Source organism: Paenibacillus sp. JT22N12, from assembly GCF_056269365.1.
This window is the reverse complement of sequence record NZ_JBWDNU010000003.1, coordinates 193,627-209,773: the sequence shown is the minus strand read 5'-3', so window position 1 is coordinate 209,773 and position 16,147 is coordinate 193,627. Positions and strand designations below refer to the sequence as shown.

Below are 16,147 nucleotides of genomic sequence, written 5' to 3'. Positions count from 1 at the left end.
ATGGAAAGCAAAAGCATGGGAGACAGGGTCTATATCTCGGTTGTTTATCTCTTCTTGCTGGTTGTGCTGTTTGCGACCTTCTATCCGTTTTGGAACATATTGGTTTTGTCGGTCAACAGCGCGTCCGATACGATTAAAGGCGGCATCTACTTCTGGCCCAGAGAGTTCTCCTTCACCAGCTACAAGCAAATTCTGACCGATTCCGAGATTCTGAACGCCATCGTCGTGACGGTGGCGCGGACGGTCATCGGAACGCCGCTTACGGTGCTGGTCATCAGTCTGCTGTCTTACCCGTTAAGCAAGCGCGATCTGTTCATGCGCAGGCCCATTACGCTTTATTTTATCTTCACGATGTATTTTGGCGGCGGCCTTATTCCGTATTATATGGTTCTGAAAAGCCTGCATCTGATCGACACTTTCTGGGTCTATATCGCCCCGGGACTGATGAATGTGTTCTATATGATTCTTGTGCGGACCTTCATCGAGCAGCTGCCCAAGGAACTGGACGAATCGGCCAAAATCGACGGAGCCAACGACGTGCAGACGTTTATCAAAATCATTTTGCCGCTGACGATGCCGGTGCTGGCTACGATTGCCCTGTTCACAGCCATTGGACACTGGAATGCCTGGTTCGATTCCTATGTATTCACGTACAAGTCCAGCCTGAAGACGCTGCAGGCCGTGCTGGTCAAGATTCTCAACCAATACCAGACCGGCAGCATGGTATCGGACGCGCAGAAGACGGCGGATTCCGCCAAACGGCTGGCGGTCTCCCCGGATACGATCCGGATGGCGGCCACCATGGTGGCAACGCTGCCCATCGTGCTGGTTTATCCCTTCCTGCAGCGGTATTTCGTGAAGGGCATGACGCTGGGCGCGGTGAAAAGCTGACGGTCCGCGTAATGAGCGCACGCAGCCCAGGGAAGAAACTTACGCTGACGCCAAGGGTCGGCACAGCCGTTTCTTCTTGACCTTATAGAATGTATTAGCTTCCCTTTTATCCATTTCTATAAGGTTTATGGGAAGAAACTCACACTGCCGCCAAAGGTCGGCACAGCCGTTTCTTCTTACCAGGCAGCGCATTCCGGGCATGGTGCACCGGATGTATGAAACTCACATTTGAATGTAGGGGGAAAAGAACATGAAGAAGAAGAAAACAGCATCCATTCTGATGATGCTGGCGCTTGCCGGCTCACTGCTCGCAGGCTGCGGCAACAGCGGTAGCAACGGAGGAAGCAACGGCGAGGCCGCCAATAACGCAAATGCCGGAAGCCAAAACACAGGCGGGGATCCCGCCAAAATTTCGGAGCCGCTTACGCTCACATTCTTTGACAAAAACACGGGCGATGCTTTTACGAATGAAGTCGCCAAGGAAATTACCAAGCGGACCGGCGTAACGGTGGAAATCCAGCAGCCGACCGGCAACCCGGCGGAGAAATTGAATCTCATGCTTGCCAGCAACGATCTGCCGGATATTGTGCTTCTGGACCGGGGCAGCGACATCGTGAATAAATATATCGCCGCTGGCGCGATTATTCCCCTGGATGATCTGATTAAGAAATTCGGTCCGGATGTGCAGTCGCAGTATGGCGATGTGCTCAAGAAAACCCGCTATACGGATGGCAAGAACTACTATCTCTCCAACTGGTACGGCATGGATACCGATCCGGTGCTCGGGATGAACATCCGCAAGGACGTCCTGACGGAGCTGGCCCCGGATAAGGCGGAGGGCGGCCAGCCGTTCACAACGGATGAATTTACACAGCTGCTCAAGGATTATAAGGCCGCTCATCCGTCCGTCGACGGCAAACCGACGTTTCCGCTTACCTTCAATGCCGAGAATATGGGAGCCGTGCTGGGAACCTTCAAAGGCATGTGGGGCTTGAAAACCTATTATGAGGACGGCGGCAAGCTGAGATTCGATGTCGAGGATCCAAAATACCGGGAAATGATTATGTACATGAATGATTTATACCGTCAAGGATTAGTCGACCGCGATTGGGCGGTCAGCAAGACGCAGACCTGGGAGCAGAAGCTGTCCAACGGCATCGTGTTCTCGACGCCTGGCGCTTACTGGGATGTGGGCAACGCCAATAATGCGCTGAAAAAAACCGGCGGCGAAGATATGCAGATGATGGCCTACAAGGTTGTAGCTCCTGGTGTGGATCCCGCCAAAACCACATTTGGGCCGCGCAGTCCCCTTGGTTGGGACGCCATCGCCATTACGAAGAACAACAAGCATCCGGAAGAGACGATGAAATTCATGAATTATCTGGCGAGCGACGAAGGACAGTACCTGCTGATGTGGGGAATCGAGGGCGTGCACTGGGATATGAAGGACGGCAAGCATACGCCGCGGCAGGAAACGCTTGACGGTCTCCAGAACGATAACCCGGACGATCCGATGAAGAAAGCGGGCATCCGCAAATGGACCTGGTTCATCAAGAACGGCGCCGGCAGCGATGGTACGCCGTACGGCCTGGGACAATACAACCGCAGCATAATCGATAAAATGGCGATCAAGAACCTGGCCGATACCGTATTTGACTCGTCGCCGTACGATAATCTGGGACCGCAGGGCGGAACGCCGGAATCGCTCAATTACCAGAAGGTTCAGGATGTCATCAAGCAAAGCATTACCAAGATCATTATTGCAGGCGATGAAGCGACGGCGAACTCCATGTACGATGCGATGCTGGACCAGATCAAGGCGGCCGGCGGCGAGAAGGTCGAAGCGATCATCACGGATAATTACAACAAGCGCATGGAATTGTGGAAGTAAGCTGCTGTTTTAGAAGGGTCGCCGATTAACAGGCGATGAACCTTTTGTTCACCCTTCTGGGAAACGGCAGAGATCAAACAAAGACAGAGGAGGAACGCCAAATGAACACCCGGCTTATCCGGATAGAGACGGAAGCGGACAAAACGTCGGTATCGCTGGATAACGGCATCCTGGCATTGACGGTTGATCTTGGGAGCGGAAAATATGGCATACGCTGGAGGGACGGCTCCAGGCTGATTGGAATAGACTCGGGCTTTAGTCTGGATGGATCCATCCGCCGCGCGTCGGAGTATGAATCCCGCCAACTGAATGGAGCGGCAGCTGATGAGGTTTCGGATGCCATTGGCACAGGGCGGTGCTTGACGGTTCTGCACACGGGGGAGGGCCTCCCCCTGCTTCGACAGCGGTTCACGGTATATGAGGAGCAAGCGTATATCACCGTGAAGCTGGAGGTGGAAGCGGAATCCGGTAGTAATCTGGAATCGAATTATATGGCCCCCGTCCTTGCGGATGCCTTGTCAGGACCGTTCATGTCGCTGGGGCTGCCGGAGGGTCACGCTCTGCAGGCGCTGCTTGTCCCTTTCGATAACGACAAATGGGTGCGTTATGAATCGGTTTCGATGCCGGGAGAGGTGGAAGGGTATGAAGCGACAGCCATCTACGATCCTGCATCGGGCAAAGGCATGGTGATGGGCTCGGTTACGCACGATACATGGAAGACGGGTCTGCGGGTAAGGAGCGCCGCCGCCGGATGCGTGGAGAGCCTGGAGATTTATGGCGGCGCGGCGGGCGGGCTTAGCCGGGACTCCATCCCGCATGGAGCCATTGCGGGGGCGGTGCTTGAATCGCCGGTTATTCTGCTTGGCTCCTTCGGGAGCTACCGCGGCGGATTGGAGGCATTCGGGCATGCCAATGCCGCCTTTGCGCCTGCGCTCCCATGGGAGCATGGCGTGCCCTTCGGATGGAACAGCTGGTCCGCCGTCGGGGGAAAGCTGGATTACGATGTATACAGCAAAACGTCGGATTTTCTCCGGAAGCTGCAGGACAATGGATTTAATAAGGATGGAACCGTCTATGTAAACTTCGATTCCTTCTGGAATAACCTGACGCCGGAGCAGCTGGAGGCCGCTGTGCGGCAGGTGAAGGATAACGGGCAGAAGGCCGGTATCTATTGGACTCCGTTCGCGTTCTGGGGCACCGGCTTCGAACGCGAGGTGGAGGGAACGGAAGGCCGCTTTACGTATAACGATATGCTGCTGCGGGACAGGGAGGGAAATCTGCTGCCGAGCCTGGATGGAGGGCTGGCGATTGATCCGACCCATCCCGGCAACCGGCTGCGGACGGATTATCATTTGAAGCGCTTCGTGGAGTGGGGCTTCGACTATGTGAAGCTTGATTTTCTGGGACATGGCGCGCTGGAGGGCAGCCATTACAATCCGGATATCCGTACGGGAATTCAAGCCTATAATTACGGAATGGATTATATCGTGCGAAGCCTCGACCCGCAGCAGATAGGCAGGCCCTTCCATATCAATCTGTCCATCGCGCCGATCTTTCCCCATATCTACGGCCACAGCCGGCGCATATCCTGCGATGCCTTCGGAACGCTGGCGGATACCGAATATATGCTCAATTCGCTGACCTACGGGTGGTGGATGAACGGAACTATTTACCGCTATAACGATCCGGACCATACGGTGCTGTATCAGAGCTTCAATCAGGAACCTACCTCGTACCACGAGGGGCGCAGCCGGCTCAACGCTTCCGTCATAGCCGGCACCCTGATGATGATGGGGGATGATTTCCGCAAGGAGGAAGCCTGCCGCCGGGCGGAGGAATGGCTGGCGAATCAGGATATCGTGGCGCTCGCAGGCCTCGGCGAGACCTTCCTTCCGCTTGTTGCGGCAGAAGGCCCGGCAGCGGCGAACGTCTTCGGGCTGGTCCGGTCCGAGAGCGGGAAAGACTGCATCTATCTGGCTGTCTTTAACTTCCAGACCGATGCTGCGGCAGAGATTACGGTTCCGCCCGGCGGGATCGGGCGTTGGGAAGAAGATACGCCGTATACGCTCAAGGACTTATGGTCAGGCGCTGCCTGGGCTGCCCGGGGCGGAGTTCGCATTGAACTGGAGCCTGCCGAATCCCGGCTGGTCAAGCTGATGCTGGAGTAAGGGTTTCTCTCTGTTTGTATCGGAGGATCGAAAGAATGGCCTTTTTTAAAGAATGGAGAGCAGACCGGCTTGAGGTCTGTTTCTCCTATTTCCGCCGCTATCTGGCTGTTGTATGCAGTTAGAGGCTGAAGGATGTGATTGGCCAAAATAACATTATTCGCATGGTTTGGCCTGAGACCATGTATGATTCGCGGGCTGCCAGACGGCGGGCGAAAACGCAAACGCACACAGCGAGGTCTATTTTATAGAAGCGAGGGAGAGGAATTAATAATGAAGAAAACGCTTTCGTGGATGCTTGTTCTGACGCTTATATTCGGCATTATGCAAACGGCTGCTGCTGCGGACAATGAACCGCTGGAGCAAGATCCGGCTATCGGCGCTGCAGACGGCACATCGGGGGAAGAACCTGCCTTAATCATGGATACGCCGGCTCAGTCAGCGGCCGGCTCTGTTACACAGATGACCTATGAAGCGGAGGCTTCGGGCAATACGCTTGGAGGCAATGCGGGCGTAAGCAACTGCACGGCCTGCTCCGGCGGGAAGAAGGTAGGCAATCTGTATGGAGGCGGCAGCCTGCGTATCAATGATATTAACATGCCGGAAGCGGGGCCTTATTATGTGGTTTTTACTTACATATCCGGCGACCCCAGAAGTGCGGATATCAGCGTGAACGATGGCGCGTCCCAGCATGTGGAGTTCGCAAAGACCGCGGATTGGGATACGACGGCCCAGATGCGGCTGACGCTTCATTTGGCCGCAGGCAGCAATCATATTGATTTGTCCGACGGAGGCGGCTACGCGCCCGATTTTGACAAAATCGATATTTCCCCGGCTTCGCTCGGCTATGAAGGCGAAGCGGCAGGAAATACCTTTGCGGGGAATGCCTCGATCTCAGACTGCGCAAGCTGCTCGGGCGGCAAGAAAGCAGGGAACCTGTATCAGGGAGCTTCTGTGCAGTTTAACGACATCGTCGTTCCGGAGGAGGGCGCCTATGATCTGACGTTCGCCTATATTTCCGGAGATCCGCGTTCTGCCGATGTGAGTGTGAACGGGGGTCCGGCCCAGACGATCTTGTTCGCCAGCACAGCGGATTGGAACACGGTAGGAAACCAGACGATTACCGTGACATTGGCAGCAGGAACGAATACGCTCCTGTTCTCGGACGGAGGGAGCTATGCCCCCGATCTGGACCGGATTATCGTCTCGCCAGGCACCGGAAGAGATGTATTGCCCTGTGAGAAAGCGCCGGAGACAAGCTTGCCGCTTGGCGCCCCTGTTGCCAGCAAAACGGAAGGGTCCATCGTCATTACCGAATATGCCGGCGCGGTCGTCGTGCAGAACGGCGATTATACGATGACGTATCGAACGGACAGCGGACTTGCGGAGTACGCATGGAACGGACGTGTGATCGTCCGGGGGGTATACAGCAAATCCGGGGATAATATCAGCAGCTGCTACAGCAGCCACAGCTTCTCCATGTCCGATGTGCAGCCGGTTCAGGACGGCTTCGGCAGCGGGGCGAAGATCAAGCTGGCCAATACGGAAGCCGGCAAGCCAACGCTTAACCAGTGGTATACGTTTTATCCCGATCAGCCCTTCTTCTTCGCACAGCTGGAAGCGGTCTCCGATTCGGCTATCGCGACCAATTACATGGCTCCTGTGATCACCAATACGACCGGCGGCGTGGATATCGGCAGCTATGGGGATGGCCGGGTGCTGGCTCTTCCTTATGACAATGATATGTGGATTCGTTCACAGGCCGTGCCGATCAATTCGGAGGACACCAGCTATGAGGTATCGGCCATCTATGATAACGAGACCCGCGAGGGGCTGGTCGTCGGCTCGGTGAAGCATGATGTCTGGAAGACGGGCATTCATTTTATCGGCAGCAATGACCGCCTGAACAGCCTTGAATTATACGGCGGGGTCTCCTCGGCCAAGACGCATGATTCGCAGCCGCACGGCAGCTTGTCCGGCACGAGTCTGTGGTCGCCGCTAGCTTTCGTCGGTCTCTACGACGATTACCGGACGGGCATGGAGGAATACGGGAAGGCGAATGCCGTCATCACTCCGCCGCTTTCCTTCAGCAGCGCCGTTCCGGATGCCGTTCCGATGGGCTGGAACAGCTGGGCGGCTTATGCCGACAAGCTCAGCTATCAGGACGTGCTGGATACCTCGGATTATATCAAGCAGAATTTGCAGGACAAGGGCTTGTCCAACGACAATACCACTTATGTCAATATGGATTCCTATTGGGATAATCTGTCGGATGAGCAGCTGGCCGATGCGGTCGCCCATATCCGGGCCAACGGGCAGAAAGCCGGCATCTACTGGGGGCCGTTCGTCTATTGGGGCGACAATATGAGCCAGAAGGTTGAGGGATCCGATTATACCTATGGCGACATTCTGCTGCGCGATTCCGCCGGCCAGCTGCTGCCCAAGCTCGACGGCGCTTACGCGGTTGATCCGACCCATCCGGGAGCGAAGGAGCGGATGGATTATTATTTGAACAAGTTCAAATCGCTGGGCTTTGAATATATCAAGCTGGATTTTCTGACCCATGGCTCATTGGAAGGCTCACATTATGATCCGCTGGTAGAGACGGGAACCCAGGCGTATAACATGGGTATGGCCTATGTCAACTCGCTGGTGGCGGACAGCATGTTCATCAGCACTTCGATTGCGCCGATGTTCCCGAGCCAGTACGCCCACAGCCGGAGAATCGCTACCGATACCTTCGGCAGCATCTCGGATACGGAATTTGAGCTGAACGCCTTAACCTATGGCTGGTGGCAGAATGGAACCATTTATCCCTATATGGACCCCGATCATATGGCATTGACACGGGCCGGATCGCTGGAGGAAGCCCGTTCAAGAGTGAATTCCGCTGTTATTACAGGTACGGTATTCCTGGATTCGGACGATTTCCATGATGCCAAAGCGCAGGAGTACGGCGAAGCGCTGCTGACCAATACGGATGTGCTGAATCTGGCCAGGAAAGGAGAAGCGTTCCGTTCCGTGGAGGGAAATACGGGCTCCAAGGCTTCCGATACCTTCGTGCTGAATGATAACGGCACCTATTATCTTGCCGTATTCAACTACAGCGGCTCTGCGACGGAGAAGACGGTCAACCTGGCAAGAGCAGGTCTTGCGGGTGATGTGGCCTATGAAACGCTGAATCTCTGGAACGGCGAGACCTCGCAGACGCAAGGGACGCTTCAGGTGAATTTGGAAGCCAAGGCCTCCAGGCTGTTCCGATTGTCGGCGCCGGATTCAGGCGGAGATAACGGAGACGGTGACGGCGGAAATGGGGGGAACCCTGGAGATGGTGGAAATGGCGGGAACGGGGGGAACCCTGGAGATGGTGGAAATGGCGGGAACGGGGGGAACCCTGGAGATGGTGGAAATGGCGGGAACGGGGGGAACCCTGGAGATGGTGGAAATGGCGGAAATGAGGGGAACCCTGGAGATGGAGGAAATGGCGGGAATGGGGGGAACCCTGGAACTGGAGGGGGTGACGGGAACGGCGGTGGCGGAATGACAAGCGCACCCGTCGTAACCGCCGGCAGTTTACCGGCTGGGGATTTGTCGAATGCGGTGACGACCGATTCTGATAGCGGCGACATTCTTCGTATGTCGCTCTCCGAGGCCAAGGCCCTTGAGGCTCTCAAGGCGGCAGGGAGTATAAGCGCCTTTGTTATTTCGCTCCCATCTCAGGAAGACCGGCGCGGCTTGGCGGCCGAGATTCCTGACCGCATTATACAAGCGGCCTTGGAGCAGGGAGGCGCTGACGCTTCCTTGCTCGTGAAGAGCATGTATGGAGACTATAAGCTGCCGCTCAAAGCGCTGCAGCTTCCGGATGGAGCAATACTGCAAATTAAAATCGCTTACGCAGACGAGACTGCCGCCGCGGCGATCCGCTCAGCGCTTCCGGCCGGTTTCAAGCTGGGGCATGCCGTGGATTTTGCCATTCTGGCTGTAGATGCCTCCGGCGGGATCATCGACGAGAATCCGTTGAAGGAAACGTATGTGGAGCATGTGATTCACGGGGGAAGCGGCAGCGGTGGAGCAGCCGTCAAGCTCTCAAGTGAAGGCGGACTGGTTCCTGTGCTTGCATCGTTCTCTTCACAGGCGGACGATAGCGGCGAAGTGACCGTGCGCAGCCGGGATAACGGCGTATATGCCGTCATATCGGGGACGAAGTCTTTTGCGGATATTCAAGGGCATTGGGCTCAGCGGGAAGTCGAGAATTTGGCTTCGCGTCTGATTGCAAACGGGATCACAGAGAACTCTTATGCTCCGGCTGAAAATGTAAACCGTGCGGAGTTCGCGGCGCTGCTGGTCCGGGCCATTGGTCTCGGGGATCTGGAAGGAAGGGCTTCTTTCACGGATCTGCAGCAGGATGATTGGTTCGCCGCTGCTGCGGGAGCGGCAGCCTCTATTGGTCTGGTGAACGGATACGAGGATGGGACATTCCGGCCCCAGGCACCAGTGACGCGGCAGGAAATGGCGGTTATGCTTGCCAGGGCCGCGGCCTTCATTGACCGAACTCTTCCTTCAGGAGATGGTCTTACCGGTTTCTCTGATGAACCTGCTGCGGCGGATTGGGCACGGGAGGCACTGTCAGCCATGGTAGAGTCCGGTGTTATGCAGGGAGACTTGGAGGGTCGGATTCTTCCTGAAGCTGCGGTGGCAAGAGCAGATACGGCTGTTATGCTGAAGCGCTTTCTGGATTTCGTCAATAAGTAAATGTAATGAAGCTATGAGGGGGGCGGCGGTTTGCCGCATCCCTCATTTTCATTGAGAAAAAGTGTCCAAAGTACAATTGATGATACACCGCAAATGATATAAGATGAGGTTATCAAACTTGCAAAACTGGCAATCCAAAAAAAAGGAGCTGGGCAAATGGCTGTTGATGTGTATTTGAATTTTAATGGTAATTGTCGGGAAGCAGCAGAGTTTTACTCTGAGGTTTTTGGAACGGATAAGCCTAAATTTATGACTTTCGGAGAAACGCCGCCGAGCCCGGAATATCCGCTTCCGGAGGAAGCCGAAAATTTGATCATGCATACAAGGCTTAATATTTATGGAAGCAATGTGATGTTCTCCGATGTATTTCCCGGCATGCCGTTTGTTCAAGGCAACAACATCAGTCTGGCCATCGTCGTCGACAGCCAGGAGAAACTCCAATCCGCGTTCGATCAACTCAAAGAAGGCGGCAAAGTGGAAATGGAGCTTCAAGAAACATTCTGGAGCAAATACTACGGCAGCGTGGTGGACAAGTTCGGCATCCACTGGCAATTTAATCTTGGAATAGGTGAATGGTAAAATAACGTTTTTATACAAGCTTTTTGGACAACCTCTGTGCATCCGACGCAGGGGTTTGTCTTTTATATAAGGTTGTTCTGCCTTTAATGGACTTGAATTTTAACCATACTAAGGAATATGGCAGCATTGAGCATACCGCCATGTACAGCATGACTTGACTTTAATCAAACGGTCATTCACTATAAGAGCATGAGACACAAAGACGAGAACAAGAACGAAGCGATCTTTCAAGCCACAATTGAATTGTTGAACGAAATAGGGTTTTCAGACATTTCGATGTCCAAAATCGCCAAGCGGGCGAATGTCTCGTCTGCGACGATTTATGTTTATTTTGAGAATAAGGAGGATATGCTCGGCAAGCTTTATGTCAAAGTCAAAGAGAAGATGAGCAGGCAGCTGATTCATGATATTGATGACAGCATGCCTACACGGCAGATATGCGAGCAGTTCATGAGAAATTCCATGAGGTTCATTCTGGAGAACAAGGATTATTTCTTGTTTCTGGAGCAGTTCTCAACCTCGCCGCTGGTAGATAAATTATATCTTGATGATACGGCATCGATGTTCACAGCGATACACGAATTTGTCGAGAAGGGGAAACGAAACGGTGAGCTAAAGCCGCTGCCGACACTTTTTCTGCTGAGCTATTGCTATTTTCCTGTCACACAGCTGGCCAAAGCCCATTTTAAAGGGGAATTTGAAGCTAATGAGGAAAATTTGCAGCAAATTGTACGCATGAGTTGGGATGCCATTAAAGCTTAATGGCATCTTTTTTTTGTAAGAAAATAGCCGATCTGCCGACTGCCGCAGCTATGCTCGATACCTGTTTTTCGTATGTGGAATGACCTGAGTTAAAGAAAGAATGCCGACGGCGCGGGAGATCACGCCATTACAAGTCCAGATTACACTGCCTGTATTCCCTCATAGATAAAAAAGACGGCTCGGGTGCAATGCCCCGAACCGTCTTTTGGCTTCTTTATGGGTTTTGCTAGAAGAAATCCCTACGAGCCGTACAATACAATTTCAGCCGTGTGTAAACGTTCCGAGCTGAGCGTAATGCGCAGTTAACGCGTCGAAATCGACACAGGATGTGTGCTCTATTCCCCGTACAGCTTCATTTCATGACGTTTGTGCCAATGGGAAACAGCAGGGTCGTACCGCTTGCGGCATTGGAAATAGCGGAGACGAGATTCGCGTCGTCCTTTGTTTTCATGGCAAAGTAATACCCGGTATCACCGGGAGGCGGAACGGTCACCGATTGGCTGGTTCCCGCTGCTGCAGGCAGGGGAATGTTCTTTAACCGGGATGGCGCTTGCAAAATTGGCGTCCGTGATGGGCGCGGTGCTGACACGGATGTCGTAAGACGCCGCCGTGCCCGTCGTTCCGTCGTCGCCCGGCGCCGTCCAAGTCAACTGCAGGGACGGCACCGTTGCCGAGCCGGCCGCCAGATTGCCGACCGCGGCAGGGGCGATCACATCGTCATCGGCGTATTTGGCAGGCTGAATACAAGAATGTTTCGTGTTCGGCGCTACTATTTTATCTTTTTGCCTGATCATAAAGACGGCGGGGGGCATGCTTCCCTGGGGGAGCCCTGTCCGGAGTGGCCTAATATGTTAAACTGATAGAGGAATGGAAGAGCTTATGCAGTCCCCCTGGAAGGAGTTTACATGAAGAAACCAAGAATAGATGAAATCGAAATGCTGCGGGGAATGGCGTTTCTGGCGGTCGTGATGCAGCATGCCCTCGCCCACTATTTTCCCATGACGGACACCCGTCTGGAGGATGGAGTGATTCTCGGTCTGCTGCTGCTGCTGTCCAAGTTCGCCGTTCCGCTGTTCGTGTTCATTACCGGGCTCGTGCTCTTCTACAATTATGACGGAGACATTCGCTATGGCGCGTTTATCCGCAAGCGGTTCAAGGATGTCATCCTGCCTTATATTCCATGGGCCGTTCTATATGCCGTGACCTTCCAGCGGCTCAATCTCTACGAGGCAGGCTCGCTGCCGAAGCTCGGGATGATGATTTTTACGGGAAAAGCGTCCTATCACCTATGGTATATCGTTATGATTGCCCAATTTTACTTGCTGTTTCCGCTTCTCCAGCGAATGGTCAGGAGGTGGAAGCCAAAGTCGGTCCGGACAGCCGCGATAATCGTTCTGGCTCTGGGACTGCTTTATGTGTGGCTGATGGATCAGGGCGGCGCTGTCTACCGCTCGGCGGATGCATGGGATATCCCTTTTCTGAGCGCGTTCTTCACTGCCTATCTCGATCGCAACGCACTGATGTTTTTCTTTTATTTCGCGCTTGGAGCGGCGGCGGGCCTGTACCTGGATCATTGGCGTGCATGGCTCATCCGCTGCCGTCACTACCTGACCGCCTTGTATGCGCTCATGGTTTGCTGGATGCTGTATGTGGTCGTATCTCATTTCAAGCTGTATCCGGACGTTGTTATCCGCTATGATGACTTGTCGCTCCTAAGGCCAGAGATGGCCGTGTTCCTCACGGTTTCGGTGCTTGCCGTATATGCGGCCTCGATCAGCTTCATGAAGAATGCACCCGTCTGGCTGCGGCAGATGCTCACCCTGGCGGGCATCTACTCGTATATCGCGTATCTTGCGCATGCTTATATGCTGAGGTACACCGAGCGCGCGGCGGACTGGCTGCTTCCCGGCGGCTCCATTACGCTGCGGACGCTGACAGCCTTTGCGCTCAGCGCAGTCGTCTCGGTGGCGCTTGCTTACCTGCTGCGTCTGATCGTCCAGGGGATAAAAGCTTCCCGCCGGCATGACAGGAAGGCAGGCCAGCCGTTATCCTTCTGAATAAGCGCAAGTATACGCCAGGAAGAGCAGCTTTCCCTCTCAGGGGAATGCTGCTCTTCTTGTAGCGGGCTTTGGTGAAGGGACTCGGAAAGGAAGGATGCTCATTGCCGATCGATCAGCTTCATTTGACTTCGAGGGGAGTCAAATAGATCAAATCGTCCCGGCGCTTCCTGCGGAATTCGCCCGGAGGCGAGCCCGTCCATTTCGCGAACTGACGGATGAAGCTCTGCACATTGTCATACCCGACGCGCCGTGCAATCTGCTCGATGGAGCCCTGCGTGTTCAGCAAAAGCTGCATGGCCTCCTGCTGGCGGAGGATGGAGAAGTAATCCCGCGGCGACATCTGGTACATCTGCTGAAAAACGCGGTAGCAGTGCCTGCGGGTAAAACCCAGCTTGAGCGCAATTTCCTCCAGCCAATTGGCGGACCAGGCATGCTCCTCATCCTGGGGGGAGGCAATCAGGGTCTCGATTTCCCTGGCAATTTGTACAGGCAGGTTGCCGGCGAGCTTGGCCGCGTGATCGCTGTTCAGTCTGGTGAAGGAATCCTCAAGCTGCTCCAGCAGCGTATAGAGTCTGTGAAATATGGAGATTCTTGAAGCACCGTCCAGCAGAAGCTGCAGAATCGCCTGTACATCCGGCAGAATCTGCCGGTTAAGCGTCCCGCCCTCCGGATAATAGATTTGGGATGAGCCGCCGAGCAGCTGCAGAAATACAGGGTCATCGATCTGGATATGCATCACAAAATATTTTAAAGGAGCGGGCTCATCCGCGCTGAAGGCGTGCAGCTGCATAGGCGGAATAATCAGCAAATCGCCGCTGCGCTGCCTGTATTCCCCGTTTCCGGTATGAACGGTCTGGCAGCCTTCCAGCACGAGATTGATTTCGACCATCCGGTGATGAAGATGCCGCTGGCAGGACCAGGGTCTCGTTACTTCCCCCGTGTGGGCGCCGTACAGGTAAATCTCCGATTTGCTGTTGGGAAAGGCGTGCGCGAATTTTTTGTCACCGTCCGGATTCATAACGCACCCCCTGTTTCAAATGTCACAATTGGTTAACTTTTCTCTTCCCGGCAGGCGGCCTTTCGTTATTACTTCCTCATGCAAAGGATTCTATACTACTTATAGGAACGATTACAAGAATACTGCCTTTCCTATGGGAAGGGCAACGGGGAGCTGGAAGCTGTGGCATTGGCAATAAGAAGAGAACCGGATATGATTCTGGTCGAAACGGATAACGGCTGGCAAACGGCCAATCGCAGCGGCGACGGGATCTGGAGCGGCGGCGGTGTCGAAATAACGCTGAACAGCAGGAATGATTCCTGTTCTGTCGGGCTGTCTGCGCCGCTGCTGGCGGTTAAGACGGTCAGGCTGTATTGGAAGCAGAATGTTACAGGACGGCTTGCCGTTCTGGGCGACCATTGGGAGCGGGCGTATGGCGATCTGGAGTGGAGAGGGATTGTGCCGGAGCGCGTCATGCCCTGGTATTTTCTTGCGAATGACGGCAACGTGACTAACGGTTACGGCGTCAAGACCGGGACGGCATCCTTATGCTATTGGCAGTTTGATCAGGATGGCATTACGTTGTCGGCGGATGTCCGCTGCGGCAGCGAGGGGGTTCAGTTGGGCGGGCGCAAGCTTGTGGCGGCCGAAATCGTCGGTTATGAGGGAAAAGAAGGGGAAAGCGCATTTGCCGCGGCAAGCCGCTTTTGCTCCGTGATGTGCGAGAATCCCGTGCTGCCGGACCAGCCCGTATATGGCGGGAACAACTGGTATTACGCTTACGGGAACAGCTCCCACGCAGAGATTCTGGAGGATTCCAAATTCATGGCGTCCCTGTCTGCTTCCAGCATAAACCGTCCCTATATGGTCATTGATGACGGCTGGCAGCTGGCCAGCGGGGGCGGAGCCTGCAACGGCGGACCGTGGAGAGGCAATTCCCTCTTCCCCGAGATGGACCGGCTCGCGCATGAAATGAAGGATGCCGGCGTGAAGCCGGGCATCTGGTTCCGTCCGCTGCTGACCAGTGAAGCAATCCCGGATGAATGGCTCCGGTACAGCGCCAATAACGGGTATGTGCTGGATCCCAGCGTGCCGGATGTGCTGAACGATATTGCCGAATCCGTCGCCAGAATGGTGTCATGGGGCTTCGAGCTGATCAAGCATGACTTCTCCACCTTCGATATGCTGGGCCAGTGGGGCTTTCAGATGAAGTCGAAGACAAATGCTCTGCCGCAGCCTTTTCACGACCGTGCCAGGACAACGGCCGAGATTATCCTGGATCTGTACCGGGTTCTGGCCCGGGCCTCCGGCGGCAGCGTCGTCATCGGCTGCAATACGATCAGCCATCTGTCGGCGGGATTATTCGAAGTGCAGCGGTCCGGGGATGACACGAGCGGGAAGCTGTGGGAGCGGACCCGATATATGGGCATCAATACGCTGGCGTTCCGCATGCCGCAGCATGGCACATTCTACAGCCATGATGCGGATTGCATCGGCATTACCGAACAGGTGCCGTGGGAGCTGAACCGCCAGTGGCTGGAGCTTCTGGCGGGAAGCGGCACGCCGCTGTTCGTCTCGGCATCGCCTTCTGCCGTAACGAAGCAGCAGCAGCTTGAGCTTCGCGCGGCCTTTGAATTGGCCGCACAGCCTCTTGCACCTGGCGAGCCGCTGGACTGGATGGAGACGACCTGCCCGCGCCGCTGGCTGCTTGGCGGGAAGGAAACCCGTTTCCAGTGGAACCAGGTATCCGCTGAGCTGCAGTCCGATATCGACAATATCTGGTGGAAATAAGTACAAAAAAAGGACTATGCGGGGGGCAGCTGGAACTCCTATCAGCAGTGATAGTTATAGGACGTCAAAGAGATTATTGAGCGCCAGTATGGAACGGTCGGGGTGGAGAGCGAGCAGGGGAGAGGGAGCTCTCTTACTTCATACTGCCTGTAACCGCGGATGAACAGCATAAAAGGCATGAGGGCTGAGGTTCTCGTCTCCCTTGAAGCCCAAAAAGATCAAAAGGGAGTTTCTGCAGCAGGAGGGAGGTCCGGACTTG

General features: G+C 54.7%; 10 protein-coding genes. 8 read left to right on the top strand and 2 right to left on the bottom strand.

The genetic code is table 11. The features are described 5' to 3' along the window. The 6 genes from AC0YOA_RS12280 (at position 1) to AC0YOA_RS12255 (ending at position 11,040) form a co-directional block, all read left to right on the top strand. Positions 1-891: a carbohydrate ABC transporter permease gene (locus AC0YOA_RS12280; protein WP_210046239.1), complete on the top strand. Its 891-nt coding sequence runs from the start codon at positions 1-3 to the stop codon at positions 889-891. A gap of 250 nt (positions 892-1,141) precedes the next feature. Next, positions 1,142-2,782: an extracellular solute-binding protein gene (locus tag AC0YOA_RS12275; RefSeq protein WP_475786802.1), complete on the top strand. Its 1,641-nt coding sequence runs from the start codon at positions 1,142-1,144 to the stop codon at positions 2,780-2,782. Positions 2,783-2,883: 101 nt separating this feature from the next. Then, positions 2,884-4,950: an alpha-galactosidase gene (locus AC0YOA_RS12270; protein WP_475786801.1), complete on the top strand. Its 2,067-nt coding sequence runs from the start codon at positions 2,884-2,886 to the stop codon at positions 4,948-4,950. 270 nt (positions 4,951-5,220) lie between these two features. After that, positions 5,221-9,699: an S-layer homology domain-containing protein gene (locus tag AC0YOA_RS12265; RefSeq protein ID WP_475786800.1), complete on the top strand. Its 4,479-nt coding sequence runs from the start codon at positions 5,221-5,223 to the stop codon at positions 9,697-9,699. A gap of 156 nt (positions 9,700-9,855) precedes the next feature. Next, positions 9,856-10,278 (top strand): VOC family protein, encoded by a 423-nt coding sequence (locus tag AC0YOA_RS12260; RefSeq protein ID WP_475786799.1) that lies wholly within the window; start codon positions 9,856-9,858, stop codon positions 10,276-10,278. A 189-nt stretch (positions 10,279-10,467) separates the two neighbouring features. Then, positions 10,468-11,040 (top strand): TetR/AcrR family transcriptional regulator, encoded by a 573-nt coding sequence (locus tag AC0YOA_RS12255; protein WP_475771932.1) that lies wholly within the window; start codon positions 10,468-10,470, stop codon positions 11,038-11,040. 470 nt (positions 11,041-11,510) lie between these two features. Here AC0YOA_RS12255 and AC0YOA_RS12250 read toward each other — a convergent pair whose 3' ends face one another. Then, positions 11,511-11,852 carry a hypothetical protein gene (locus AC0YOA_RS12250; protein ID WP_475786798.1) on the bottom strand — a complete coding sequence of 114 codons (342 nt, stop codon included), beginning with the start codon at positions 11,850-11,852 and terminating at the stop codon, positions 11,511-11,513. A gap of 93 nt (positions 11,853-11,945) precedes the next feature. Here AC0YOA_RS12250 and AC0YOA_RS12245 point away from each other — a divergent pair, with 93 nt between their 5' ends. Further along, positions 11,946-13,097, top strand: coding sequence for an acyltransferase (locus AC0YOA_RS12245; RefSeq protein ID WP_475786797.1), 1,152 nt, complete (start codon positions 11,946-11,948; stop codon positions 13,095-13,097). A 121-nt stretch (positions 13,098-13,218) separates the two neighbouring features. Here the strand turns inward: AC0YOA_RS12245 and AC0YOA_RS12240 are convergent, their stop codons facing one another. Then, complete coding sequence (locus AC0YOA_RS12240; RefSeq protein WP_475786796.1) at positions 13,219-14,118, bottom strand: helix-turn-helix domain-containing protein; 900 nt, start codon at positions 14,116-14,118, stop codon at positions 13,219-13,221. Positions 14,119-14,280: 162 nt separating this feature from the next. Between AC0YOA_RS12240 and AC0YOA_RS12235 the strand changes: the two genes are divergently transcribed. Beyond that, on the top strand, positions 14,281-15,888 hold the full coding sequence (locus AC0YOA_RS12235) for an alpha-amylase family protein (RefSeq protein WP_475786795.1): 1,608 nt from the start codon (positions 14,281-14,283) through the stop codon (positions 15,886-15,888). Positions 15,889-16,147 lie beyond the last annotated feature (259 nt).

What these genes read in the sequence shown, in the direction of transcription:
- AC0YOA_RS12280 (WP_210046239.1), top strand. Translation starts at nt 1, where the DNA reads ATGGAAAGCAAAAGCATGGGAGACAGGGTCTATATCTCGGTTGTTTAT.
- AC0YOA_RS12275 (WP_475786802.1), top strand. Translation starts at nt 1,142, where the DNA reads ATGAAGAAGAAGAAAACAGCATCCATTCTGATGATGCTGGCGCTTGCC.
- AC0YOA_RS12270 (WP_475786801.1), top strand. Translation starts at nt 2,884, where the DNA reads ATGAACACCCGGCTTATCCGGATAGAGACGGAAGCGGACAAAACGTCG.
- AC0YOA_RS12265 (WP_475786800.1), top strand. Translation starts at nt 5,221, where the DNA reads ATGAAGAAAACGCTTTCGTGGATGCTTGTTCTGACGCTTATATTCGGC.
- AC0YOA_RS12260 (WP_475786799.1), top strand. Translation starts at nt 9,856, where the DNA reads ATGGCTGTTGATGTGTATTTGAATTTTAATGGTAATTGTCGGGAAGCA.
- AC0YOA_RS12255 (WP_475771932.1), top strand. Translation starts at nt 10,468, where the DNA reads ATGAGACACAAAGACGAGAACAAGAACGAAGCGATCTTTCAAGCCACA.
- AC0YOA_RS12250 (WP_475786798.1), bottom strand. Translation starts at nt 11,852, where the DNA reads ATGCCCCCCGCCGTCTTTATGATCAGGCAAAAAGATAAAATAGTAGCG.
- AC0YOA_RS12245 (WP_475786797.1), top strand. Translation starts at nt 11,946, where the DNA reads ATGAAGAAACCAAGAATAGATGAAATCGAAATGCTGCGGGGAATGGCG.
- AC0YOA_RS12240 (WP_475786796.1), bottom strand. Translation starts at nt 14,118, where the DNA reads ATGAATCCGGACGGTGACAAAAAATTCGCGCACGCCTTTCCCAACAGC.